We start from the raw sequence: 22040 nt of genomic DNA, 5'->3' as shown, positions 1-22040 counted from the left end.
CCATGACCCAACGCCTGCATCTGGTTTTCGGGGGCGAGCTCGTCGACCCGTCGAAGAACGTCTTCAAGGACGTCGAGAACCTCCACATCGTCGGCATGTACCCGAATTACGCCGCCGCCTATGACGCCTGGAAGGCCGAGGCACAGCGCACGGTCGACGACGCCCACACCCGCTACTACATCGCGCACCTGCATCGCCTGCGCGACGAGGAGATGGCGGCGTCCTCGACCGAAGAACTGGGCAACTGATCCAGCATGAGCCGCTCCGTCAGTCTGGCCGCCTACATGGCGCTGGCGGGGCGTGGCCTCCGCGAGGGCTACGATCCCGGCCCCGACCGGCCCGAGGGGCCGGTCATCTGGGCCCATGCCGCCCGTGGGCGCAGCCTCCCCGCGCTGGCTGAACTGGGCGAGCGCCTGATCGCGCAGCGCCCCGGCCTGTCGATGGTCATCACGGCCTCGGAGGGCATCCGCCCCCTGCCGCGCCTCAAGCCGGGCCTGATCTGGGCCCCGGCCCCGCCCGAGAACACCGAGGCCATCACCCGGTTCCTGTCCCATTGGCGGCCCTCCGTCGGGCTCTGGACCAATGGCCACCTGCGGCCCGCGCTGATCACCCATGCGGGCAAGGCGCAGATCCCGATGATCCTCGTCGATGCCGAGGAAGACGCCTTTGACGAGTTGCGCTGGCGCTGGCTGCCCAGCATGGGCCGCTCCGTCACCGCCTCGTTCCATGCCCTGCTGACCGCCTCGGAAAATGCCGCGCGCCGCCTGCGCCGGCTGGGCGTCGATCCGCAGCGCATCTCGATCACCGGCCCGATGCTGGAGGGCGGCGCCGCCCTACCCTGCGACATGGGCGAGCGCGAGTCGCTGGCGCGTGAGTTGGGCACGCGTCCGGTTTGGCTGGCCGCCCGCATCCAGCCCGACGAGTTGGAAACCGTGACCCGCGCCCACCGGCAGGCCAACCGCTATGCCCACCGGCTGCTGCTGATCATCGTCCCCGACGACGAGGAACAGGGCCCCGCCATGGCCACGCAGCTGCGGCGCGAGGGCTGGCGCCTTGGCGTCTGGTCCGAGGGCGACGTGCTGCGCGAGGACACCCAGATCCTGCTGGCCGACACATGGGGCGAAATGGGGCTCTGGTACCGGCTTTCGCCGATCAGTTTCATGGGCTCGTCGCTGACGCCCGGCCACGGCGGGCGCAACCCGTTCGAGCCCGCGGCCCTCGGCTCCGCGATCCTCTACGGGCCCAACGTGAGCCGCTACCTCGATTCCTATTCCCGCCTCGCACAGGCCATGGGCGCCCGGATCGTCCGTGATGCCGAGACGCTGTCGGCCGCCGTGTCGCGCCTCACCGCCCCCGATCAGGCCGCCGCCATGGCCCATGCCGCCTGGACCGTGGCGACCGAGGGCGCCGAGGTGACGGACCGGGTGCTGGACCTCGTCCAGGACCTGCTGGACCAGCGGAAAGAGACCTGATGCACGCCCCCCGTTTCTGGTTCACCCCACCCGATCAGCCCGACTGGCGCGCGCGACTGCTCTCCCCGCTGGGGCAGGTCTATGCCCATGCCACCGCGCGGCGGCTCGAAGGCGATAGGGGCATCGCGCCGGGCGTGCCGGTGATCTGCATCGGCAACCTGAACGCGGGCGGCACAGGCAAGACGCCCACCGCCATCGACATGCTGATGCGGCTTCAGGCGCGGGGCATCCGGGCCCATGCGGTCAGCCGCGGCCATGGCGGCACGCTTGAAGGGCCGGTTCAGGTCGACCTGATGCGCCACAGCGCCGGCGAAACCGGCGACGAGCCGCAGCTTCTGGCCGCCTTCGCCCCCACCTGGATCGCCCGTGACAGGGCCGCCGGTGCCGCCGCCGCCGTCGCGGCCGGGGCGCAGGCCATCGTGCTGGACGACGGGTTCCAGAACCCGACCCTGACCAAGGACCTCTCCCTCATCGTGGTGGATGCGGCGCGCGGTTTCGGCAACGGGCGCTGCCTGCCGGCCGGCCCCCTGCGCGAACCTGTCGAGACGGGACTGGCCCGGGCAGACCTGCTGCTGTCGATCGGGCCGGAGACAGCGCAGCACGCGTTTGAGCGCGACTGGGGCGCCGCGATATCCCTGCCCCATCTGCGCGGCCACCTTGCGCCGCTTCAGACCGGGATGGACTGGACCGGGCAGCCCTTCGTCGCCTTCGCGGGCATCGGCCACCCGGAGAAGTTCTTTGCCACGCTCCGCGGCCTCGGCGCCGATCTGGTGGCAACCCATGCGCTTGGCGATCACCAGAAGCTGGGCAGCGCCCTGCTGCATCGGCTGGAACGGGATGCCGCCCGGCTGGGCGCGCAGCTGGTCACGACCGAGAAGGATGCCGTCCGGCTGCCCGCAGAGATGCGGCCCCGGGTGCTTTCTCTGCCGGTCCGGCTGGAGATCGCGGAGGATGCCGCGCTCGACAGTGCGCTGGATCGTCTTTTCGGGGAAACAGGGCCGGGCGCGCGCTGACAGGCGCAAGGCGGAGCCGTACGGCAGGATCGGACCGGGGGAATGCCCCCGCTCCGGCAGGTCGGGACGGGCCTTGCAGCCCGCCCCTGTACCTCAGGCGCGGGCCTCGTCCATCAGGCGGCGCATCTCGGCAATCGCGGGCTGCAAGCCGCGGAAAATCGCCTCGCCGATGAGGAAGTGGCCGATGTTCAGTTCGCGCACCTCGGGGAAGGCGGCGATGGGGGCCACGGTTTCGTAGGTCAGCCCGTGGCCGGCATGGACCTCGAGCCCCAGAGAATGGGCAAAGGTGGCCATTTCGCGCAGGCGCTTCAGTTCCGCATCCCGCTCGTCGAAACGGCCCTCGGCATGGGCATCACAATAGGCGCCGGTGTGCAGTTCGATCACTTCGGCACCGATGCGGTGCGCGGCCTCGATCTGGGGACGGTCCGCGGCGATGAAGATGGAAACGCGGCAGCCGGCTTCGCGCAGGGGGGCGATGAAATGCGCCAGCTTGTTCTCTTCGCGCGCCACTTCCAGCCCGCCTTCGGTCGTGCGCTCTTCGCGCTTCTCGGGGACGATGCAGACGGCGTGGGGCTTGTGGCGCAGGGCGATGGCCTGCATCTCGTCCGTCGCGGCCATCTCGAAGTTCAGTGGCACCGTCAGCACCTCCATCAGCCCGTCGATGTCGGCGTCAGAGATGTGGCGGCGGTCTTCGCGCAGGTGGGCGGTGATCCCGTCCGCACCGGCGTCCTCGGCCAGTTTCGCGGCGCGCAGCGGGTCGGGGTAGGCACCGCCACGGGCGTTACGGACAGTGGCGACATGGTCGATGTTCACGCCAAGGCGCAGTTTGGGGGCGTCGTTCATGGTCTCTCCTGTCGTGCAGGTCTCAGCGGCCCTCGACCTTGTGGGTCTTGGCCTTGATGGCCTTCAGCTTGGCCTGAATAGCACCGCGCCGCCGGGCCTGATAGGCCTTGATCAGTGGAAGGCTGACGTAATAGGCCGCTGCCGCCGCGATGAGCCCCGGGATGATCCCGCCGATCAGGTAGGGGAAGAAAATCTCGTGGTAGAAGATCGACAGCCCGTGCCATTCCGCGTGCCGATCGGTGAAGATCGCGGCGAAATTGTCCTGAAGGTCGTCCGCGGCATGGAGAAACTTGATCGCGATCCCGTCGCGGATCTCGCCCTCGGGGCGGGGCGGACGTCCCAGCAGGAAATGCCCGGTTTGCAGGCAGATCACCCCGATCGGGATATAGGTCAGCGGGTTGCCGACGAAGGTCCCCAGCAGGGCTGCGAGGATATTGCCCCGCAGGATCCAGGCCAGCGTGGCGGCGACCACGAAATGCAGCCCGTAGAACGGCGTGAAGACGGTGAAGACCCCCGCCGCGATGCCCCGCGCGATGCGGTGCGGCGTGTCCGGCAGACGGCGGAGGCGATGCTTGACGTAGTGAAAGGCCCGGGTCCACCCGCCGCGAGGCCACAGGAAATCCCGAAGGATGATCCAGAATGGCCGTTTGTCGCGGCGTTTAAAGACCAACGGTCTCTCCTTCTGTCGTTTCGGCGGGCCGGTCGGCGTAGACCGGCCGTCGGCGTCGTTCAATGGCAGCCACGTCGTTTTCTGCCGCAAGGGCCGACGTGATGGTATGCAGGTGCTCAGCGTCCCGCAGTTCCAGATCTATTTCCACTTTGTGAAAGTCAGGTTTCGTATCCCTGAAAGTCATGTCGGAAATATTGGCCTTCTGCTCGCCGATCAACGTGCAAATCCGGCCAAGGACCCCGGCATCGTTGCGCAGCGTGATCTCCAGCGTCACCGGATAGATCGCCTGGTGCTTGCCATCGTGCCAGTGCAGGTCGATCCAGCGGTCGGGTTGATCCTCGTAGGCGGCCAGCGACTCGCAGTCGATGGCATGGACGACGACGCCCCGCCCGCGGAAGGTGATGCCCACGATCCGTTCGCCCGGCAGCGGCTGGCAGCAGTTGGCGCGTTCGAAGCTCTGGCCCTCGGACAGGCCGATCACCGCGCGGTCCCACTCCACCGCCTCGCCCTCGACCGGGGCCAGATCGGGATAGACGGCGCTGACGGCCTCGCGGCCGGAGAGTTCCGCCGAACCGAGTCGCGCCAACAGTTCGTCCGGGCCTGCAAGGCGCAGCTTGTCGGCGGCGGTCTCCAGCGCGCGGTCGGTGGCCTTGCGGCCGACGTGTTCAAAGGCGACCCGCGCCAGTTCGCGGCCCAGCTTGATGAAGCGTTCCCGATCCACCTCGCGCAGGGCGCGGCGGATGGCGGTCTTGGCCTTGCCGGTATGGGCGATGTCGAGCCAGGTGGCCTGCGGCATCTGGCCTTCGGCGGTGATGATCTCGACCGACTGGCCGTTCTTGATCCGGGTCCAGAGCGGCACCCGCATGCCGTCGATCTTGGCACCGACGCAGGCGTTGCCGATCCGTGTGTGGATCGCATAGGCGAAGTCGATGGGCGTGGCGCCGCGCGGCAGCTTGACCACCTCGCCCTTGGGCGTGAAGCAGAACACCTTGTCGGTGTACATCTCCAGCTTGACCGCCTCGAAGAAATCCTCGTGATCGTCCTCGGCCGTGAAGCTTTCGGAGAGCGAGGCGATCCACTTGGCGGGATCGACGGCAAAGGGGTTCTCGGCCCGGATCCCGTCGCGGTAGGACCAGTGGGCGGCGACGCCGGCCTCTGCGACCTCGTGCATCTGGATGGTGCGGATCTGCACCTCCACCCGCTTGCCGTCGCGGCCCGACACGGTGGTGTGGAGCGAGCGGTAGCCGTTGGATTTCGGCTGGCTGATGTAATCCTTGAAGCGGCCCGGCACAGAGCGCCAGCGGCGGTGGATCACGCCAAGCGCCCGGTAACAATCATCCTCGGTCCGGGTGATGATCCGGAAGCCGTAGATGTCCGACAGGCGCGAGAACCCCTGGCTCTTCTCTTCCATCTTGCGCCAGATGGAATAGGGCTTCTTGGCCCGGCCAAAGACCTCGGCCTCGATGGCACTTTCGGCCAGCAGGCTGCGCATGTCGGTCTTGATCCGCTCCACGACGTCGCCGGCCTCGTTCTGAAGCGTGACGAAGCGGCGGATGATGCTGTCGCGACCCTTGGGGTTCAGCACCTTGAAGGCGAGATCTTCCAGTTCCTCGCGCATCCACTGCATGCCCATGCGGCCCGCGAGGGGTGCGAAGATGTCCATCGTCTCCCAGGCCTTCTGGGCCTGTTTCTCGGGGCGCATGGACTTGATCGTGCGCATGTTGTGCAGCCGGTCGGCCAGCTTGACGAGGATCACCCGCAGATCGCGGGACATCGCCATGAAGAGCTTGCGGAAGTTCTCGGCCTGCTTGGTCTCCTTCGAGGAGAGCTGCAAGTTGGTCAGCTTGGTGACGCCATCGACAAGGTCCGCGATCTCGCGGCCGAACTTCTCGGCCACCTCGGTGTAGGAGGCCTTGGTGTCTTCGATCGTGTCGTGCAGCAGCGCGGTGATGATCGTCGCGTCGTCCAGCTTCTGCTGGGTGAGGATCACGGCAACCGCGACGGGATGGGTGAAATAGGGTTCACCCGAGTGGCGGAACTGCCCCTCGTGCATCGCGCGGCCGAACTCGTAGGCCGCGCGGATCAGGTCTGCATTGGATTTCGGGTTGTAGGCGCGGACCAGACCAACCAGATCGTCGGCGGACGTCATATTCTTGCGCCTTTCCCCTCGAGGGCTGACCCGGTCAGCCCTGCCCCTGTGCTTCCATCAGGGCGCGCAGCAGTTTTTCCTCGGACATGTCGTCCTCGGCCGGGCGGTCTGCCTCGGCGCCCATCAGCAGGGCCATGCTGTCGTCCTCGGGCTCGTCGACCTCGATCTGGCTCTGGTTGGCCTCGATCAGGCGCTCGCGCAGCTCGTCGGCGGATTGGGTCTCGTCCGCGATTTCACGCAGGCTCACCACCGGGTTCTTGTCGTTGTCGCGGTCCACGGTGATCGCGGCGCCGGACGAAATCTCGCGCGCACGATGAGCGGCAAGCAGGACAAGCTCGAACCGGTTCGGAACCTTGTCGACGCAATCTTCAACGGTAACTCGGGCCATGGGGGCACTCCGGTCTTTGGGCGGCTAGAGGATGTGTGTGTAAAGCCCCTGCTGTCTATTGACAAGGCAAGAGTCACAGCGGGACGACGGATCTCCGGTCCTCGTCGGGCAGATCCGCACACATTTCCGCTATACTACCACCGAGAAGCGGATGACGCCAGTGCGGGGCGACGTCCATCAGCGGAACCAGCACGAAGGCCCGGTCCTGCAAACGGGGATGCGGCAGAATCAGCCGGTCCGGCGCAAGACGCTGCTGATCCTCCATCGGAAGCCGCCGCCACCAGCCCTGTGTGCCCGCGTCGGGCAGCACCGTCTGGCCGTGGGCGATGACGTCCAGATCCAGCGTCCGCCCGGCCCACCGGCTGGCGCGTTCGCGGCCGAAGCGTGATTCGATCTGGTTCAGAAGCGCGAGGAAAGCCCCCGGTTCGAGGGATGATTCGGCCTCGAGCGCCCCGTTCACGTAGTCCGGTCCTGCCCCGGCCGGGAAACACGGGGTACGATAAAACCTACTGATTTTACGAATATTTGCGCCGTTTTCCGCCAGTGCCGCAACCGCAGCATGCAAGGTTTCAAGGGGTTTCCCGACATGCGAGTGCAGATTTCCACCGAAGGCGACGAGATAACTTCCCATAAACTTCATTCAACCTATACTTTTGGACGGGGTACCACTCTTGCGGTAAGAGTGAAGCACTTCTATTTTTCAACCCTTATTCCGCCGCTGAATTCATTACCACTCACACACTCACGGACAGGCGTGCGGGATTTTGACCGGAAAGGTAGTTTTATGTTTTACAAGGACGAACGGCTGGCGCTGTTCATCGATGGGTCCAACTTGTACGCCGCCGCGAAGGCACTCGGCTTCGATATCGACTATAAATTGCTGCGTCAGGAATTCATGCGTCGCGGCAAACTGCTGAGAGCTTTCTACTACACCGCCCTGCTGGAGAACGACGAATACTCTCCGATCCGGCCTCTGGTGGACTGGCTGCATTACAACGGCTTCACCATGGTGACCAAACCCGCCAAGGAATACACGGACAGCCAGGGCCGGCGTAAGGTCAAGGGCAACATGGATATCGAACTGACCGTCGATGCCATGGAACTGGCCCCCCGCGTCGATCACATCGTGCTCTTCTCGGGCGACGGGGACTTCCGCCCGCTGGTGGAAAGCCTGCAACGTCAGGGCGTGCGCGTTTCGGTGGTCTCGACCATCCGCTCGCAGCCCCCGATGATCGCTGACGAACTGCGCCGCCAGGCCGACAACTTCATCGAGCTCGACGAGCTGAAGGAAGTCATCGGCCGCCCTCCGCGCGAAAGCCACAACAACGATGACGAGCGCGTGCGCGCGGTCGCCAATCACTAAATAGCTGGGGCCGGCCCTAACCGGCCCCGGTTCACGGGACGCGGGACTGACGGACAGTCCCCGCCGACCGGCGCAGAGGGACAAGCCATTTGCCAGCCCCGCGCCATCCCGGGACACCTGCCCGACGTCCCGCCCCCGCTGCCCCGCCTTGACGCCCGGACCATCGCAGCCAAGTGAAAGCGCATGACACCGCTTGCCGCCCTGGCCACCATGGCCCTCGCCGCCTTCGGCGCCGCGACCCTGCTGCCCTTCCAGTCCGAGGTGGTCTTTGCCGCCTTCCAGACCCAGGGCACGGCCCCCCTCGTCCCCCTGATCGTCGTGGCCAGCCTCTTCAACACGCTCGGCTCGGCCGTGAACTATGCCCTGGGCCGCGGGATCGAGCACTACCGCCACCGTCGCTGGTTCCCGGTGAGCGAGGCGCAGCTGACCCGCGCACAGGAGTGGTACAGCCGCTGGGGTGTCTGGACGCTGCTGCTGTCCTGGGCGCCGCTGGGGGATGCGATCACCGTCATTGCTGGGATCATGCGCACGCCGCTCTGGCTGTTCCTGACGCTCGTCGGGCTGGCAAAGACCCTGCGCTACATCCTGCTGGCAGCGCTGACGGCGCAGCTCTTCGGCACCGCCTCTTTACTCGCCGGGGTGTGACCCTTAGATCCGGAACAGACCCGCAGGATCCCGCCCCGGGACGCACCGGAAACAGGACCGATGACCCAGAAACCGCCCCTCACCCTCTATCTCGCCGCCCCGCGCGGCTTCTGCGCCGGTGTCGACCGCGCGATCAAGATCGTCGAGATGGCGCTGCAGAAATGGGGGGCGCCGGTCTATGTCCGCCACGAGATCGTACACAACAAATTCGTCGTGGACGGGCTGCGCGACAAGGGCGCGGTCTTCGTCGAGGAGCTGGACGACTGCCCCGACGACCGTCCGGTGATCTTCTCGGCCCATGGCGTGCCCAAGGCCGTCCCGGCCGAGGCCGCCCGGCGCGAGATGATCTATGTCGATGCCACCTGCCCCCTCGTTTCCAAGGTCCATATCGAGGCCGAGCGGCACCATGAGAACGGCCTCCAGATCGTCATGATCGGCCATGCCGGCCACCCCGAGACGATCGGCACCATGGGCCAGCTGCCGCAGGGCGAGGTGCTGCTGGTGGAGACCGAGGCCGATGTGGCCACGCTCGACGTGCGCGATCCGGCGCAACTGGCCTTCGTCACACAGACGACGCTGTCGGTGGATGACACCAAGGGGATCGTGGCCGCGCTGCAGGCGCGGTTCCCGGCCATCGTCGGCCCGCACAAGGAAGACATCTGCTACGCCACCACCAACCGGCAAGAGGCCGTGAAGGCCATGTCCGGCAAGATCGACGCGATGCTGGTGGTGGGCGCGCCCAACTCCTCGAATTCCCGCCGCCTCGTCGAGGTCGCGGCCCGCAACGGCTGCGGCTATGCCCAGCTGGTGCAGCGTGCGGGCGACATCGACTGGCGCGCGCTGGAAGGCATCCGCGCCATCGGGATCACCGCCGGGGCCTCTGCCCCCGAGGTGCTGGTGGACGAGGTCATCGCCGCGCTCTCCGACCGCTACGAGGTCACGCAGGAGCTGGTCGAGACGGCGCAGGAAAACGTGGAATTCAAGGTGCCCCGCGTTCTGCGGGTCCCGGCCTGAGAGGAGCACGCCATGGCCGATCGTCAGACCCTCGACGTCTACGACAGCCAGACGGCGCGCTACGCCGCCCGGGCTCAGGGCGAACCCAGTGAAAGCGCCGCCCTTCAGGCGATGATCGACGCCCTGCCCCCCGGGGCGCGGGTGCTCGACCTCGGCTGCGGGCCGGGGCATTTCTCCGCCGCCATGGCGCGGGCGGGCCTTTCCCCCGATCCGGTCGATGCCTCCGCCGAGATGGTCGCCCATGCAGCGCGGGAATACGGGCTGCTGGCCCGGCAGGCGACCTTCGCTGACCTCGTGGCCGAGGCGGCCTATGACGCCGTCTGGGCCAATTTCTCGCTGCTCCACGCCCCCAAGGCAGAATTCCCCGGCCACCTTGCCCGGATCCGGCGCGCGCTGAAGGCTGGCGGGCTGCTGCACCTCGGCATGAAGATGGGCGAAGGCGAGGCCCGCGATGCCCTCGGCCGCTTCTACGCCTACTACGGCGAGGAGGAGCTGGCCGAGCTGGTGATCGCCGCGGGCTTTGCCGTCACGGGCACCAAGACGGGCACCGGAACCGGGCTTGACGAGGCGGGCTTCGCATGGTGTTTCCTGACCGCCCGCGCGACCTGACGGATCGGAGACATCATGCCTGAGTTCTACGCCTATACCGATGGCGCCTGTTCCGGAAATCCGGGCCCCGGGGGCTGGGGCGTGCTGCTGCAGGCCAAGGAAGGCGAGGCGGTCCTGAAGGAACGCGAGCTCAAGGGCGGCGACGCGGACACCACCAACAACCGGATGGAACTGCTGGCGGCGATCTCGGCGCTGGAGGCGCTTGGCCGGGACACGACGATCACCGTGGTGACCGACAGCGCCTACGTGAAGAACGGCGTGACCAGCTGGATCCACGGCTGGAAGCGGAACGGCTGGAAGACCAAGGACCGCAAGCCGGTGAAGAACGCCGAGCTGTGGCAGCGCCTCGACGAGGCGCAGAAGCGCCACGCGGTGACCTGGAAGTGGGTCAAGGGGCACGCCGGCCACCCCGAGAACGAGCGCGCCGACGAGTTGGCGCGCGCGGGCATGGCGCCCTTCAAGTCCTGATCCATCGTTCAGGGGCGCCGCGACAGCGCGGCCCGACCCGGAAAATGCACATTTCCCGGACCGTTTTCTTCGAAGAAAACGGGCTGAGCCTGACGGCGCCGCGCGTGGGTCAGAAGAGGCGCGGGCCGGCCTGGTCCTGCCGCATCTCGCGCAGCAGGTTCATGATCATCGCCGAGGTGACGCCGACGTTGAGGATGCCATTGGCCGCGATCAGCCCCGAGAGCAGACGCCACTCCTGCGGCAGCACGATGTCCCCGAAGCCCAGCGTCGTGAAGGCCACGAGAGAGAAGTAGAGCGATTCCTCCAGCGTCTCGAAGATGCCGAGCCAGCGGTAGGCCGCGGCCCAAACCCAGACCGAGGCGGTGATCATCAGCATCGCCCCCACGAGGCCGAAGGCCAGCATCAACATCTGCTTGCCCGTGTGCGGCGGCCGCGACAGCCAGCCCTGCAACCGCCCCATGACATAGCTGATGCCGCCGAAGACAACCGCCGCGATCATCGTCGAGACGATCGTCAGCCCCGAACCGATCAGGATCTGCATCAACATGGATCAGCGCCCGACGTAGGTCTGCCAGAGCCAGATCAGCACCAGCGCCCCCAGCACGGCCCCGATCAGCCCGCCGAGCATGCCCATGGCGGTCAGCAGCATCCGCACCACCAGCCCGCCGATCAGCGCGCCCCCGATACCGATGGCGACCGTGGTGACGACATTGGCCTGAATGTTCATGATCCGCGTGGCAAAGAACCCGGCCGCGGCCCCGATGATCAGCAACCAGACGATGGCCATCTGCGTGTCTCCCTCGTTAACGAGGCCAGCATTCCCCAGAGGACGGGCACGCGCAACCCCGCGCGTGGCGGCGCGACGGAGCGTCTCGGGGCCTGCGCCACGATACGGGGACGCGGCCACAGCGGGCCCGCCTCGGGCGACCTTCACGGCGTGATCAGGCCAGCAGTTCGCCGGACTTGATCTGCGATCCGCGCAGGAATTCCCCGATCTCCTGCGCCTCGCGACCGGCGCGTTGCGCCCGGGTCACGGCGACGGCGCCGGTGCCGCAGGCCACCACGAGGCCCGCGTCACTGGCAGAGAGCACGGTGCCCGGCGTGCCGGAACCTTGGGCCGCGCGGGAGGCCAGCAGCTTCAGCCGCTCCCCCTCCCACTCGCACCACGCGCCGGGGAAAGGCGAGAGGCCGCGGATCAGCCGGTCGATCTCGACGGCGTCCCGGGTCCAGTCGATCCGGGCCTCGGCCTTGTCGATCTTGCTGGCGTAGGTCACGCCCTCCTCGGGCTGGACCTCGGGCGTCAGGCTGTCGATCTGGTCGAGCGCCTCGAGGATCGCCCCGGCCCCAAGTGCCGACAGCCGGTCGTGCAGCTCTGCCGTGGTTTCCTCGGTGCCTATCTGAACCGCCTTGCGCAGCAGCACCGGCCCGGTGTCGAGCCCCGCCTCCATCTGCATGATGCAGACGCCGGTTTCGGCGTCTCCCGCCATGATCGCCCGGTGGATCGGCGCGGCACCGCGCCAGCGGGGCAGCAGCGAGGCATGGATGTTGAGGCAGCCAAGGCGCGGCGCATCCAGCACCGCCTGCGGCAGGATCAGCCCATAGGCCACGACCACGGCCACATCGGCCTGAAGCGCGGCAAACTCGGCCTGCTCCTCGGCGCCCTTGAGGCGAACCGGGTGGCGCACCTCCAGCCCCAGCTCGGCAGCGCGGGCATGGACGGGCGTCGGCGTTTCCTTCTTGCCGCGACCGGCGCGGCGCGGCGGCTGGCAATAGACCGCGGCGATCTCGTGACCGGCCTCGACCAGCGCCTCCAGCACGGGAACCGAGAAATCGGGCGTGCCCATGAAGATGATCCGCATCGCGTGTCCCTTTCCGTGCGTGTGAGGCCCGTGGCCGCGCAGTTCCGCGACCCGGCCATCCGGTGGCCATTCAGGCAGCCGCTCAGTTCTTGAGGCGTTTGGCCTTGCGCAGCAGCATGTCGCGTTTCAGTTTCGACAGCCGGTCGAAGTACATCTTGCCCGCGAGGTGGTCGATCTGGTGCTGGACCGAGGTCGCCCAGAGACCGACGAAATCCTTCTCCTCGACCTCGCCCGCCTCGTTCAGGAAGCACACCGTCACGGCACGGGGCCGCTCGATCCGGGCCGAGACGCCGGGCAGGTTGGGGCTGGCCTCCTCGTGCGGGCGCAGCTGGACCGAGGCATGGAGCACCTCGGGATTGGCCATGCGCACGACCTTGCCGCGCTCCTCGGAGGCGTCCACCACGGCAAGGCGGCGCATCACGCCGATCTGCACCGCGGCGAGGCCCACGCCGGGCATCGCCTCCATCGTGTCGATCATGTCATCCCAGATCGCGCGGACCTCGTCGTCGATCTCGGTCACGTCATCGGCGGCGGTGCGCAGGCGGGCGTCAGGCCAGGGGATACAGCGGCGGGCGGTCATCGTCAGTCCCGCGCCCGCTCGCGCTTGAGCTTCTGCATCTTGCGGGTGATCATCTGGCGGCGCATCGGCGTCAGGTAGTCGATGAAGAGCTTGCCATCGAGGTGGTCGATCTCGTGCTGGACGCATGTCGCCCAGAGGTGATCGAAGGTCTGCGTCTGCTCCTTGCCGTCGCGGTCGATCCAGCGCACCTCGACCTCGGCCGGGCGGGTCACTTCGGCATATTGCTCGGGGATCGAGAGACAGCCTTCCTCATAGACGCTGGTCTTGTCCGATTTCGCGATGACCTCGGGGTTGAACATGATCAGCGGGCGCGGCGTCTCGCCCTCTTCCTTCACGCAATCCAGCACGATCAGACGGTGCCCCATACCGATCTGCGGCGCGGCCAGACCGATGCCTGGCGCGTCATACATGGTTTCGAGCATGTCATCCGCCAGTTCGCGCAGCTCGTCCGAGAGATCTGCGACGGGGGCGGCGACCTTCTTGAGGCGGGGATCGGGGTGGATCAGGATCGGGCGTTTCATGCGCCCCATTTAGGCGATGCCCTGCCGCCGCGCAACGGCCCTTGCGAGTTGTGCAGAGGAGGTACTTGCGCCTGTCATCTATTCCGATAGCGTCCGCCGAATGCTGACGGAAAGGCCCCTCCATGAATTTTGACGAAGTGATCGAGCGTCGCGGCACCCACTCCGCGAAATGGGACAAGATGGAAACGGTGTCGGGCGTGTCGCCTGACGACGGGATCCCCATGTGGGTGGCGGACATGGACTTCCGCGCACCGGACTGCGTGGTCGATGCGCTGAAGTCCTACATCGATGGCGGCGTCTTCGGCTACTTCGGCGACGACAGTGCCTATCTCGAGGCAATCCGCTGGTGGCAGTCCACCCGCCACGGCTGGGAGATCGACACCGACGCGGTCTTCACCACCCACGGCCTCGTCAACGGCGCGGGCCTCTGCATCGAGGCCTATTCCGAGCCGGGCGATGCGGTCGTGCTCTTCACGCCGGTCTACCACGCCTTCCACCGGGTGATCGCGGCGGCGAACCGTGGCATCACGCAGCTGCCGCTGGCGCTGAACGATGGCCGCTACGAGATGGACTTCGACGCCTACGACGCGATGATGACCGGCAAGGAAAAGATCATCCTGCTGTGCTCGCCGCACAATCCCGGCGGCCGGGTCTGGAGCAAGGCAGAGCTTCAGCAGGTCGCGGCCTTTGCCGAGAAGCATGACCTGATCCTCGTCTCGGACGAGATCCACAACGACCTGATCCTGCCGGGGCACAAGCACATCCCCATGGCCGTGGCCGCGCCCGAGATCGCGCATCGTCTGGTGATGATGACCGCCACGACGAAGAGCTTCAACATCGCGGGCGCCCATACCGGCAACGTGATCATCCACGACCCCAAGCTGCGCGAACGCTTCGCCGCGGTGATGGGCGGCCTCGGCATCTCGCCCAACGCCTTCGGGCTGCACATGGCCACCGCCGCCCTGTCGCCCGCAGGGGCCGAATGGATCGACGCGCTCTGCCTCTACCTCGACGGCAACCGCAAGATCTTTGACGCGGGCATCGACGCGATCCCCGGCGTGACCTCGATGCCGCTGCAGGGCACCTACCTCGCATGGGTCGATTTCTCGGGCACCGGGATGGACCGCGACGAGGTGATGCGGCGCATCGCGCAGGACGCCAAGATCGCCGTGAACGAGGGCGTGCCCTTCGGTAAGGGCGGCGAGAGCTACAACCGCTTCAACTTCGCCACCCGCCGCGCGCTGGTGGAGGAGGCGGTGTCCCGGCTCCAGAGCGCCTTCGGCGACCTGCAATAACGGGCCGGAACGCCCGGCCTCCGATGCCTGTGGCATCGAATTTGCGCAAAACCCGGCCCATGACGCGGTCGTGAAGCGGCGTCGCCCCCAGCGGGGCGACGCCGCAATTGTCTTGATCGCCCGACGCACGTAAGCTCGCCGTAATTTCCCGCGACTTCATTTTTAATATTTTCAGGACCTCCCATGCAGACTCGATTTCTGACTCGCGTGCTGCCGCTTGCAGCAACCTCCCTGCTCCTCTCCATCGCCAGTGCACAGGCCCAGACCGCCGGTGTCGTATCGGGGGGGCTGTCCTACATGAACGAAAGCGAACTGGATCAGGACGCCTGGGGCGCCGATCTGGGCGTCGATGCGATGACCCGCCTCAGCAGCGGGCTGATCCTCGATTACCGGGCGGGCATCGGCTATGCCGAGTCCGACAGCGAGGGCGTCACCTCCCTGCTCGGCAGCCTCCACGTGATCTATCCGCTCGCCAACGGCGTCCGCCTCGGGGCCTATGGCGACGTGATGAGCTTCAGCCTCGACGATGACGACGATGTCACGGTCTGGTCCTATGGCCTCTCGGCCGGGATGGACTTCGGCGGCGGCACCATCGTGGACGCCTATATCGGCGGCAGTTCCGTCGACATCGGGGGCGGGTCGGACTTCAACGACCTGATCGATACCGGGCTCATGCTCACCTATGCGCCGGGCACCGACTGGGCGCTCTACGGCAACCTCGCCTATACCACCTCCGATGACCTCGACGCTGACGCCTTCACCATCGCGGCGGCCGGGGCCTATCAGGTGGCACCGGACTGGACGCTCTTCGGCTCGCTCTCCTATACCACCGTCGATAGCGGCGGCGGTGCGAGCGACGTGGATGTCTTCGGCATCTCGGGCGGCGCGGGCTATACCTTCACCATGTCGAACGGCCGGCCGCTCATGCTGGCAGGCGAGGTCTTCTACCTCGACCTCGACGCGGGTCCCGGCTCCAACGCCAAGCTGACCGGCATCAGCGTCAGCCTGACCATGCCCTTCGGCAACACCTCCGGGCCGGTCATCCCCGCCACGACCACCGCAGGGGCCGTCAAGTCGCCGACCCATTCGGCACTCACCAGCCTCTACAGCACGGCCTACTGAGGCCCACCACAGCGATCGGAAAGGGCAGGCCCCGGCCTGCCCTTTTGCCTTTCCGCTTGCCCGCGACGCGGCGCGGGCGCAGGCTGAACGGCAGGAGGAGACCCCGATGCCGCTTGCCGAATTCGACCATATCGTCATTGCCGCGCGCGACCTGAAAAGCGGGCTGGCCCATGTCGGCCGGGCGCTTGGCGTGATGGTGCCGCAGGGCGGGGTGCACCCGACCATGGGCACCCACAATTGCCTGATGCGGATCGGGCCCGCCGCCTTCCTCGAAGTGATCGCGCCGAACCCCGAGGCCCCTGCCCCGGCCCGCCCGCGGTGGTTCGGCCTCGACACGCCGCCTGCCGAGCCGCGGCTGGCGCATTGGGTGATCCGCACCGCCGACATGGCCGCGCTGCACCCCGACCTGCCGCCCGCCTCCGGCCCCGCGATAGAGGCCACGCGGGGCGAGCTGCGCTGGCAGATCACGGTGCCCGACGACGGCGCCCTGCCCTATGGCGGGGCCTTTCCGACGCTGATCCAGTGGGCCCCCGGCACGCTGCCGCCACGCCAGATGCCCGACCTTGGCTGCACCCTGACCCGGCTGCAGATCCGTCACCCCGAGGGGGCCGGTATCGCGGGAAGGTTGAAGCCCTGGCTCGCCGATCCCCGGATCGAGATCGGAACCGGGGCGCTGTCGCTGGTGGCGGAAATCGCCACGCCGAATGGCGTCCGTCGACTGACCTGACAAGACAGCCCTGCCCGCCCGGCGGGCAGCACTGCCTCAAATCACAGCACGCCGATGTCGTTGAGCACCGCGCGCAACTCTGCGGGCAGATCGGCCTCTTGCCGGGCGCGGGCGTCTAGGTCGCCGGGCGCCTCCTCCGGCTTGAGGTAGCGCCAGCCCTGGAACGGGCGGCGCGGGGCGGGCCGGGTCTCGACCAGCTCCGGGTCCAGCACGATGGCGCAGCGGCGCACCCCGTCCTCGCCGATCACCTCGTCGAGGCGCAGGATCTTCTGCCGCGCCTGAATCACGCCCTTGATCACCCAGTAGATCGACCCGCCGTCGAGGATCTCGGCCTCGCGCTTGGGCCACATGCGCGTGACATGCCGCGGCAGGCCGTCCGGGGCCTGCGCGATGCGCATTTGTTGCCATGCAGCGAGATCCGCGACGCTTTCGGTCCCGACCGACAGTTTGACGATATGTACGTGGGGCAAGGGCTGACTCTCCAAGGTCTTGCGTCTATATTAGGTGTCTGCGGGACGAGAGCAACCGCCCGGCCCGCAAGACTGACGCCGCCAAGTGTGACGACCAGAGTGCCGAGGAGCCCGTCATGAGCCGTTTCGCCGCCCCCATCGCAGAACAGGTCTGGGACATGAAGTACCGGCTGAAGGAGGCCGACGGCACGCCCATCGACCGCTCTGTCGAGGATACGTGGCGGCGCATCGCACGGGCGCTGGCCGCCGTCGAGGCCGAGCCCACCGACTGGGAAGAGCGCTTCTATGCCGCGCTGGAGGACTTCAAGTACCTACCCGCAGGCCGGATCACCGCAGGCGCCGGAACCGGGCGCAAGGTGACGCTGTTCAACTGCTTCGTCATGGGCACGATCCCGGACGAGATGGGCGGCATCTTCGAGATGCTGAAGGAGGCCGCGCTGACCATGCAGCAGGGCGGCGGCATCGGCTATGACTTCTCGACCATCCGGCCCAAGGGCGCGGATGTGAAGAGCGTGGCCGCCGATGCCTCGGGCCCGCTCTCCTTCATGGATGTCTGGGACGCCATGTGCCGCACGATCATGTCCGCCGGATCGCGCCGGGGGGCGATGATGGCGACCATGCGCTGCGACCACCCGGATATCGAGGCCTTCATCGCCGCCAAGTCCGATCCCGCCCGGCTGCGGATGTTCAACATGTCCGTCCTCGTGACCGATCCCTTCATGGAAGCGGTCAAGACCGACGGCCCGTGGGAGCTGGTCTTTGACGGCAAGGTCTATCACACGCTGCAGGCCCGCGACCTGTGGAACCGGATCATGCAGGCGACCTACGATTACGCCGAACCGGGCGTGATCTTCATCGACCGCATCAATGCCGCAAACAACCTGAACTACGTCGAGACGATCGCGGCCACCAACCCCTGCGGCGAGCAACCCCTGCCGCCCTATGGCGCCTGCCTGCTGGGTTCCGTGAACCTCGCCCGTCTCGTCACCGATCCCTTCACCGAGGACGCCCGCCTCGACCCCGCCGCGCTGTCGGGCCTCGTGCGGGTGGCGGTGCGGATGATGGACAACACGGTGGATGCCTCGAAATTCCCGCTCGCCGCGCAGGCCGCCGAGGCGCAGGCCAAGCGCCGCATCGGGTTGGGCGTCACCGGGCTGGCTGATGCGCTGCTCATGGTCGGGCTGCGCTACGGCTCGGACGAAGCCGCGCAGCAGACCGAGGAGTGGCTGCACCTGATCGCGCGCGAGAGCTACCTCGCCTCCGTCGATCTGGCCAAGGAGAAGGGCGCGTTTCCGCTCTTCGAGGCAGAGCCTTACCTGAACTCCGGCACCATGCGGCAGATGGACGAGGATGTGCGCGCGGCCATCGCGGAGCACGGCATCCGCAACGCCCTGCTGACCTCGATCGCCCCCACCGGGACGATCTCGCTCTACGCCGGCAACGTCTCTTCGGGGATCGAGCCGGTCTTTGCCTATGAATACACCCGCAAGGTGCTGCAAAAGGACGGCTCGCGGACCGAGGAGAAGGTGGTGGATTACGCTGTCTCGCTCTGGCACCAGCTGATGGGCGACGCCCCCCTGCCCGCGCATTTCGTCAACGCCCAGACCCTGCCGCCCGCCGATCACGTCAAGATGCAGGCCGCCGCGCAGAAATGGGTCGACAGTTCGATTTCCAAGACGATCAACTGCCCCGAGGATATCTCCTTCGACGCCTTCAAGGATGTCTACATGCAGGCCTGGGATCTGGGCTGCAAGGGCTGCACCACCTACCGGCCCAACGATGTCACCGGCTCGGTCCTGTCAGTCTCGGAGACGACCGAGGCCGCCCCCGGCGAGAGCCCGGACCTGCCCCTGCCCAACGAGGGTGGCGAAGTGGTCTACATGTCCGAGCCGCTGGACCGGCCGCAGGCGCTGGAGGGCAACACCTACAAGCTGACATGGCCGGACAGCGAGCATGCGATCTACATCACGATCAACGACATCGTCATCAACGGCCACCGGCGGCCCTTCGAGGTCTTCATCAACTCCAAGAACATGGAGCATTACGCCTGGACCGTGGCGCTGACGCGGATGATCTCGGCCGTGTTCCGGCGCGGCGGCGACGTGTCTTTCGTGGTCGAGGAGCTGAAGGCCGTCTTCGACCCCCGCGGCGGGGCCTGGGTGAAGGGCAAGTACATCCCCTCGATCCTTGCGGCCATCGGCGGGGTGATCGAGACCCACCTCGTCTCCATCGGCTTCATCGAGGGCGAGGGCACCGGCCTGAAGACCGACCCGCAGGCCAAGGTGATCGGGCTGGAGAGCGGCAAGCGCGGCAAGGCCTGCCCCTCCTGCGGCCAGTACACGCTTCAGATGCTGGAAGGGTGCATGACCTGTACGTCCTGCGGGCATTCGAAGTGCGGGTGAGACGGTTGGCCTGAGACCCGGCCCACCGCCTCAGCGCACCGCCAGAACCTCGCCGAGTGTCGCCGCTGCCGCGGAGAGCGTCTCCTCCTCATAGGCGGCATAGCCGAGGAGCAGCCCCTGCGGCCCGTCCGGCAACAGCGCGTGGGAGGACAGCGCGCGGGGCGCGATCCCGCGCTCTGACGCCCGTGCGGCCAAGGCCGCGTCTTCCTGCCCGTCAAGGAGCGGCAGGACGAGATGCATCCCGGATGGGTCGGCCTGCAGGGCAAGGAACCGGCCGACGCCCTCGGCCTCCAGTGCGCCCAGCAGGTGGGCCTGCCGCCGGGCATAGACCCGCCGCATCCGCCGCAGGTGGGTGGCGAACTCGCCACTTGCCATGAAGCCTGCCAACGCCGGTTGCGGCAGCAGCGAGGCCCGCACGCCGGTGACGGCCAGATCGTCGCGCATGGCCCCCACCAGCGCCTCGGGCAGGACGAGGTACCCGATGCGCAGCGCGGGGCTGAGCAGCTTGGAGAAGCTGCCCATGTAGATCGTGCGCCGCAACCCGTCGAGACCGGCGAGCGAGGGCAAGGGCTGGCCCTGATAACGGAATTCGCTGTCGTAATCGTCCTCGATCACCAGCGCGCCGGTCTCCTCGGCCCAGTGCAGCACCTGAAGCCGCCGCGCCAGCGGCATCGACCGCCCCGTGGGATAGTGGCGCGAGGGCGTCACCACCGCGGCGGCCGTCCCCGGCAGACAGGCGGACGGGTCGAACCCATGCGCATCAATGCGCACCGGGTGCGGCGCCACGCCCCGCCGGGCCAGCAGCCGGTGCAGCGTGGGCCAGCCCGGGTCCTCCACCGCGATGCCGCCGCCGCGCAGGGCAACCTGCTGGCTGATCAGGTCAAAGGCATCCCAGGCGCCCCCGGTGATGACGATCTGGTCCGGAGCTGCCTCCAGCCCGCGCCAGGCCGCGAGGTGTTCGCTGATCGCGACCCGCAGGGGCCCCCAGCCGAAGGGATCGGCCCGCGCCAGCAAGGCCGCAGGCGGGCTGCGCCAGGCCCGCTCAAGGTGGCGCGCCCAGAGGCGATGGGGAAAGAGCCGCTGATCCGGCACGCCTGGCTGGAACGGCAGGTAAGGCGCAGGCGCCGTGAGCGCCGGGGCCCGCCGCGGCGCCGGCGGGGCGAGATGCGGCAGGTCCGCCGCGACAAAGGTCCCTGCCCCGCGCCGCGCGACAAGGTAGCCCTCGGCGGTGAGCTGGTCATAGGCCGTCGTCACCGTCATCCGCGAGACCGACAGCTCCGCCGCCAGCGTCCGGCTGGAAGGCAGGCGGGCGCCCGCATGCCGCCCGGTGCGGATCAGCGAGCGCAGCGCCTCGGCCAGCTGCTGCTGCAGCGGCTGCGCACCCTCGCGGTCCAGCGTGAGCCGGAACAGGGCGGCGTCCAGATTGGACTGGTGAGAAATCGCAGATGTGGACATGTCTAACACTCCAATACCGCGCTATCCCCCATCGGACAATCGAAGAGAAAGGAACATCCCATGGCCGACAGCCTTCCCGTCACGGACCGGAGCCGCCTGCGCCGTTCGCACCAGCGGGGGCATTTCGACCGCGAGACCATCGACGCGATCCTCGACGCGCAGCCGCTGTGCAGCGTCGGATACGTCATGGACGGCAAGCCCTATGTCACGCCGACCCTGCAATGGCGCGAGGGCGATCACGTCTACTGGCACGGCTCCTCGGCCAGCCGCGCGCTGCGGGCGGGCAAGGAGGCCGAGGTCTGCCTCTCGGTGTCGATCCTCGACGGTTTCGTTATGGCGCGGTCGGGCTTCCACCATTCGGTCAACTCGCGCTCGGTCACGCTCTTCGGGACCGCCTTCAAGGTGGAGGACCCGGCGGAGAAGCTGGCGAAACTGACGCGCTTCGTGAACGGCCTCTTCCCGGGCCGCTATGAAGGGCTGCGCCCGGATCACGAACAGGACCTGAAGGGCACGATGGTGCTGGGCCTGAAGATCGAAGAGGGCGCCGCCAAGGTCCGCACCGGCCAGCCGTCGGACGAGGACGAGGATTACGCCCTGCCGATCTGGGCCGGCGTGATCCCCGTGCAGACCATCGTGGGCGAGCCGATTCCCGATCCGCGCAACCTCGACAGCGTGGAGATGCCCGCGCATATCCGCGACTTCCGCATGGGCTGACGCCCGCGCGGGGTGCCCCCGGGCGCCCCGCTCTTTGCGCCTGTCTCAGGAGTGAGAGCGCCCCCTGGTCGGGGCCGATCCACGCCCGAATCGCCTGAATTTCCGGCAGCGCACACCCAGCGTCCAGATTTCGACGCCGCCGGCAACGGCGCGCCATACCCTGAATTCATGCGTGATTCTGGTGTTTCCGCCCGTCCCGCCCCGATCAAACCCCCATTGCAGCCCCCGGCCACCCGTGCTTGGATCAATTTCGAGACGCGG

At 67.5% G+C, this 22040-nt stretch carries 25 protein-coding genes; 13 read left to right on the top strand and 12 right to left on the bottom strand.

Annotated elements, in window-relative coordinates:
• Positions 1-2 precede the first annotated feature (2 nt).
• The 3 genes from LCM32_RS00620 to lpxK are packed head-to-tail and all read left to right on the top strand — an operon-like array spanning position 3 to position 2485.
• Complete coding sequence (locus LCM32_RS00620; RefSeq protein ID WP_224819129.1) at positions 3-248, top strand: DUF4170 domain-containing protein; 246 nt, start codon at positions 3-5, stop codon at positions 246-248.
• A gap of 6 nt (positions 249-254) precedes the next feature.
• Positions 255-1472, top strand: coding sequence for a 3-deoxy-D-manno-octulosonic acid transferase (locus tag LCM32_RS00615; RefSeq protein WP_224819128.1), 1218 nt, complete (start codon positions 255-257; stop codon positions 1470-1472).
• Positions 1472-2485, top strand: coding sequence for a tetraacyldisaccharide 4'-kinase (gene lpxK, locus LCM32_RS00610; RefSeq protein WP_224819127.1), 1014 nt, complete (start codon positions 1472-1474; stop codon positions 2483-2485). The genes LCM32_RS00615 and lpxK overlap by 1 nt, the downstream gene beginning before the upstream one ends.
• Positions 2486-2578: 93 nt before the next feature.
• Here the strand turns inward: lpxK and LCM32_RS00605 are convergent, their stop codons facing one another.
• From LCM32_RS00605 to folK, 5 genes are all read right to left on the bottom strand, one after another.
• Positions 2579-3328: a pyridoxine 5'-phosphate synthase gene (locus tag LCM32_RS00605; protein ID WP_224819126.1), complete on the bottom strand. Its 750-nt coding sequence runs from the start codon at positions 3326-3328 to the stop codon at positions 2579-2581.
• Between the two features lie 22 nt (positions 3329-3350).
• The gene (locus tag LCM32_RS00600) at positions 3351-3998 is read right to left on the bottom strand and encodes a DUF2062 domain-containing protein (RefSeq protein ID WP_224819125.1); all 648 of its coding nucleotides are present in this window, start codon (positions 3996-3998) and stop codon (positions 3351-3353) included.
• The gene (locus LCM32_RS00595; protein WP_224819124.1) at positions 3988-6147 is read right to left on the bottom strand and encodes a RelA/SpoT family protein; all 2160 of its coding nucleotides are present in this window, start codon (positions 6145-6147) and stop codon (positions 3988-3990) included. The genes LCM32_RS00600 and LCM32_RS00595 overlap by 11 nt, the downstream gene beginning before the upstream one ends.
• A 34-nt stretch (positions 6148-6181) precedes the next feature.
• Complete coding sequence (gene rpoZ, locus LCM32_RS00590) at positions 6182-6535, bottom strand: DNA-directed RNA polymerase subunit omega (RefSeq protein ID WP_222491226.1); 354 nt, start codon at positions 6533-6535, stop codon at positions 6182-6184.
• Positions 6536-6608: 73 nt separating this feature from the next.
• Positions 6609-7175 (bottom strand): 2-amino-4-hydroxy-6-hydroxymethyldihydropteridine diphosphokinase, encoded by a 567-nt coding sequence (gene folK, locus LCM32_RS00585; RefSeq protein ID WP_224819123.1) that lies wholly within the window; start codon positions 7173-7175, stop codon positions 6609-6611.
• A 144-nt stretch (positions 7176-7319) separates the two neighbouring features.
• Between folK and LCM32_RS00580 the strand changes: the two genes are divergently transcribed.
• The 5 genes from LCM32_RS00580 to rnhA all read left to right on the top strand — a co-directional run bounded on the left by LCM32_RS00580 (position 7320) and on the right by rnhA (position 10634).
• Positions 7320-7898 carry an NYN domain-containing protein gene (locus tag LCM32_RS00580; protein WP_224819122.1) on the top strand — a complete coding sequence of 193 codons (579 nt, stop codon included), beginning with the start codon at positions 7320-7322 and terminating at the stop codon, positions 7896-7898.
• Between the two features lie 183 nt (positions 7899-8081).
• Positions 8082-8543 carry a YqaA family protein gene (locus LCM32_RS00575; protein WP_224819121.1) on the top strand — a complete coding sequence of 154 codons (462 nt, stop codon included), beginning with the start codon at positions 8082-8084 and terminating at the stop codon, positions 8541-8543.
• A 60-nt stretch (positions 8544-8603) separates the two neighbouring features.
• A complete protein-coding gene (gene ispH / locus LCM32_RS00570) occupies positions 8604-9557 on the top strand; it encodes a 4-hydroxy-3-methylbut-2-enyl diphosphate reductase (RefSeq protein ID WP_224819120.1) in 954 nt (317 codons plus the stop codon).
• A gap of 12 nt (positions 9558-9569) precedes the next feature.
• Positions 9570-10166, top strand: coding sequence for a class I SAM-dependent methyltransferase (locus LCM32_RS00565; protein WP_224819119.1), 597 nt, complete (start codon positions 9570-9572; stop codon positions 10164-10166).
• A 15-nt stretch (positions 10167-10181) separates the two neighbouring features.
• On the top strand, positions 10182-10634 hold the full coding sequence (rnhA, locus tag LCM32_RS00560; RefSeq protein ID WP_224819118.1) for a ribonuclease HI: 453 nt from the start codon (positions 10182-10184) through the stop codon (positions 10632-10634).
• A gap of 109 nt (positions 10635-10743) precedes the next feature.
• Here the strand turns inward: rnhA and LCM32_RS00555 are convergent, their stop codons facing one another.
• The 5 genes from LCM32_RS00555 to def (LCM32_RS00535) all read right to left on the bottom strand — a co-directional run bounded on the left by LCM32_RS00555 (position 10744) and on the right by def (LCM32_RS00535) (position 13594).
• Entirely contained in the window at positions 10744-11181 is a 438-nt protein-coding gene (locus LCM32_RS00555; RefSeq protein ID WP_224819117.1) for an ion channel, read from the bottom strand.
• 3 nt (positions 11182-11184) lie between these two features.
• Complete coding sequence (locus tag LCM32_RS00550; RefSeq protein ID WP_224819116.1) at positions 11185-11421, bottom strand: GlsB/YeaQ/YmgE family stress response membrane protein; 237 nt, start codon at positions 11419-11421, stop codon at positions 11185-11187.
• A gap of 154 nt (positions 11422-11575) precedes the next feature.
• Positions 11576-12493 (bottom strand): methionyl-tRNA formyltransferase, encoded by a 918-nt coding sequence (fmt, locus tag LCM32_RS00545; RefSeq protein WP_224819115.1) that lies wholly within the window; start codon positions 12491-12493, stop codon positions 11576-11578.
• A gap of 82 nt (positions 12494-12575) precedes the next feature.
• Positions 12576-13073 carry a peptide deformylase gene (gene def / locus LCM32_RS00540; RefSeq protein WP_224819114.1) on the bottom strand — a complete coding sequence of 166 codons (498 nt, stop codon included), beginning with the start codon at positions 13071-13073 and terminating at the stop codon, positions 12576-12578.
• 2 nt (positions 13074-13075) lie between these two features.
• Positions 13076-13594 carry a peptide deformylase gene (def, locus tag LCM32_RS00535; protein WP_224819113.1) on the bottom strand — a complete coding sequence of 173 codons (519 nt, stop codon included), beginning with the start codon at positions 13592-13594 and terminating at the stop codon, positions 13076-13078.
• Between the two features lie 122 nt (positions 13595-13716).
• Here def (LCM32_RS00535) and LCM32_RS00530 point away from each other — a divergent pair, with 122 nt between their 5' ends.
• The 3 genes from LCM32_RS00530 (at position 13717) to LCM32_RS00520 (ending at position 16738) form a co-directional block, all read left to right on the top strand.
• Complete coding sequence (locus tag LCM32_RS00530; protein WP_224819112.1) at positions 13717-14889, top strand: MalY/PatB family protein; 1173 nt, start codon at positions 13717-13719, stop codon at positions 14887-14889.
• Positions 14890-15072: 183 nt separating this feature from the next.
• Positions 15073-16011 (top strand): transporter, encoded by a 939-nt coding sequence (locus tag LCM32_RS00525; protein WP_224819111.1) that lies wholly within the window; start codon positions 15073-15075, stop codon positions 16009-16011.
• 106 nt (positions 16012-16117) lie between these two features.
• The gene (locus LCM32_RS00520) at positions 16118-16738 is read left to right on the top strand and encodes a VOC family protein (RefSeq protein WP_224819110.1); all 621 of its coding nucleotides are present in this window, start codon (positions 16118-16120) and stop codon (positions 16736-16738) included.
• 41 nt (positions 16739-16779) lie between these two features.
• On the opposite strand, the gene LCM32_RS00515 is transcribed toward LCM32_RS00520, so the two are convergent.
• Positions 16780-17208 carry a DUF1489 family protein gene (locus LCM32_RS00515; RefSeq protein ID WP_224819109.1) on the bottom strand — a complete coding sequence of 143 codons (429 nt, stop codon included), beginning with the start codon at positions 17206-17208 and terminating at the stop codon, positions 16780-16782.
• 116 nt (positions 17209-17324) lie between these two features.
• Here LCM32_RS00515 and LCM32_RS00510 point away from each other — a divergent pair, with 116 nt between their 5' ends.
• Positions 17325-19610: an adenosylcobalamin-dependent ribonucleoside-diphosphate reductase gene (locus LCM32_RS00510; protein ID WP_224819108.1), complete on the top strand. Its 2286-nt coding sequence runs from the start codon at positions 17325-17327 to the stop codon at positions 19608-19610.
• A 30-nt stretch (positions 19611-19640) separates the two neighbouring features.
• Here LCM32_RS00510 and LCM32_RS00505 read toward each other — a convergent pair whose 3' ends face one another.
• Positions 19641-21065: a PLP-dependent aminotransferase family protein gene (locus LCM32_RS00505; protein ID WP_224819107.1), complete on the bottom strand. Its 1425-nt coding sequence runs from the start codon at positions 21063-21065 to the stop codon at positions 19641-19643.
• A 60-nt stretch (positions 21066-21125) separates the two neighbouring features.
• Here LCM32_RS00505 and LCM32_RS00500 point away from each other — a divergent pair, with 60 nt between their 5' ends.
• Positions 21126-21779, top strand: a complete 654-nt coding sequence (locus LCM32_RS00500) for a pyridoxamine 5'-phosphate oxidase family protein (RefSeq protein WP_224819106.1) — start codon at positions 21126-21128, stop codon at positions 21777-21779.
• The last annotated feature ends 261 nt before the right edge of the window (positions 21780-22040 follow it).

Source organism: Pseudooceanicola nanhaiensis (assembly GCF_020171315.1).
Classification (GTDB): domain Bacteria; phylum Pseudomonadota; class Alphaproteobacteria; order Rhodobacterales; family Rhodobacteraceae; genus Pseudooceanicola; species Pseudooceanicola nanhaiensis_A.
The sequence above is the reverse complement of the archived record's forward strand: the minus strand, read 5'-3'. Positions and strand labels throughout refer to the sequence as shown.

Bases quoted from the DNA above. Each gene is read 5' to 3' on its own strand.
- LCM32_RS00575 (WP_224819121.1), top strand. From the start codon at position 8,082: ATGACACCGCTTGCCGCCCTGGCCACCATGGCCCTCGCCGCCTTCGGC.
- lpxK (WP_224819127.1), top strand. From the start codon at position 1,472: ATGCACGCCCCCCGTTTCTGGTTCACCCCACCCGATCAGCCCGACTGG.
- LCM32_RS00555 (WP_224819117.1), bottom strand. From the start codon at position 11,181: ATGTTGATGCAGATCCTGATCGGTTCGGGGCTGACGATCGTCTCGACG.
- LCM32_RS00550 (WP_224819116.1), bottom strand. From the start codon at position 11,421: ATGGCCATCGTCTGGTTGCTGATCATCGGGGCCGCGGCCGGGTTCTTT.
- LCM32_RS00520 (WP_224819110.1), top strand. From the start codon at position 16,118: ATGCCGCTTGCCGAATTCGACCATATCGTCATTGCCGCGCGCGACCTG.
- rpoZ (WP_222491226.1), bottom strand. From the start codon at position 6,535: ATGGCCCGAGTTACCGTTGAAGATTGCGTCGACAAGGTTCCGAACCGG.
- LCM32_RS00605 (WP_224819126.1), bottom strand. From the start codon at position 3,328: ATGAACGACGCCCCCAAACTGCGCCTTGGCGTGAACATCGACCATGTC.
- LCM32_RS00615 (WP_224819128.1), top strand. From the start codon at position 255: ATGAGCCGCTCCGTCAGTCTGGCCGCCTACATGGCGCTGGCGGGGCGT.
- LCM32_RS00505 (WP_224819107.1), bottom strand. From the start codon at position 21,065: ATGTCCACATCTGCGATTTCTCACCAGTCCAATCTGGACGCCGCCCTG.
- LCM32_RS00500 (WP_224819106.1), top strand. From the start codon at position 21,126: ATGGCCGACAGCCTTCCCGTCACGGACCGGAGCCGCCTGCGCCGTTCG.
- rnhA (WP_224819118.1), top strand. From the start codon at position 10,182: ATGCCTGAGTTCTACGCCTATACCGATGGCGCCTGTTCCGGAAATCCG.
- LCM32_RS00530 (WP_224819112.1), top strand. From the start codon at position 13,717: ATGAATTTTGACGAAGTGATCGAGCGTCGCGGCACCCACTCCGCGAAA.
- folK (WP_224819123.1), bottom strand. From the start codon at position 7,175: ATGAAGTTTATGGGAAGTTATCTCGTCGCCTTCGGTGGAAATCTGCAC.
- def (WP_224819114.1), bottom strand. From the start codon at position 13,073: ATGACCGCCCGCCGCTGTATCCCCTGGCCTGACGCCCGCCTGCGCACC.
- LCM32_RS00510 (WP_224819108.1), top strand. From the start codon at position 17,325: ATGAGCCGTTTCGCCGCCCCCATCGCAGAACAGGTCTGGGACATGAAG.
- LCM32_RS00620 (WP_224819129.1), top strand. From the start codon at position 3: ATGACCCAACGCCTGCATCTGGTTTTCGGGGGCGAGCTCGTCGACCCG.
- LCM32_RS00580 (WP_224819122.1), top strand. From the start codon at position 7,320: ATGTTTTACAAGGACGAACGGCTGGCGCTGTTCATCGATGGGTCCAAC.
- LCM32_RS00565 (WP_224819119.1), top strand. From the start codon at position 9,570: ATGGCCGATCGTCAGACCCTCGACGTCTACGACAGCCAGACGGCGCGC.
- LCM32_RS00595 (WP_224819124.1), bottom strand. From the start codon at position 6,147: ATGACGTCCGCCGACGATCTGGTTGGTCTGGTCCGCGCCTACAACCCG.
- def (WP_224819113.1), bottom strand. From the start codon at position 13,594: ATGAAACGCCCGATCCTGATCCACCCCGATCCCCGCCTCAAGAAGGTC.
- LCM32_RS00525 (WP_224819111.1), top strand. From the start codon at position 15,073: ATGCAGACTCGATTTCTGACTCGCGTGCTGCCGCTTGCAGCAACCTCC.
- fmt (WP_224819115.1), bottom strand. From the start codon at position 12,493: ATGCGGATCATCTTCATGGGCACGCCCGATTTCTCGGTTCCCGTGCTG.
- ispH (WP_224819120.1), top strand. From the start codon at position 8,604: ATGACCCAGAAACCGCCCCTCACCCTCTATCTCGCCGCCCCGCGCGGC.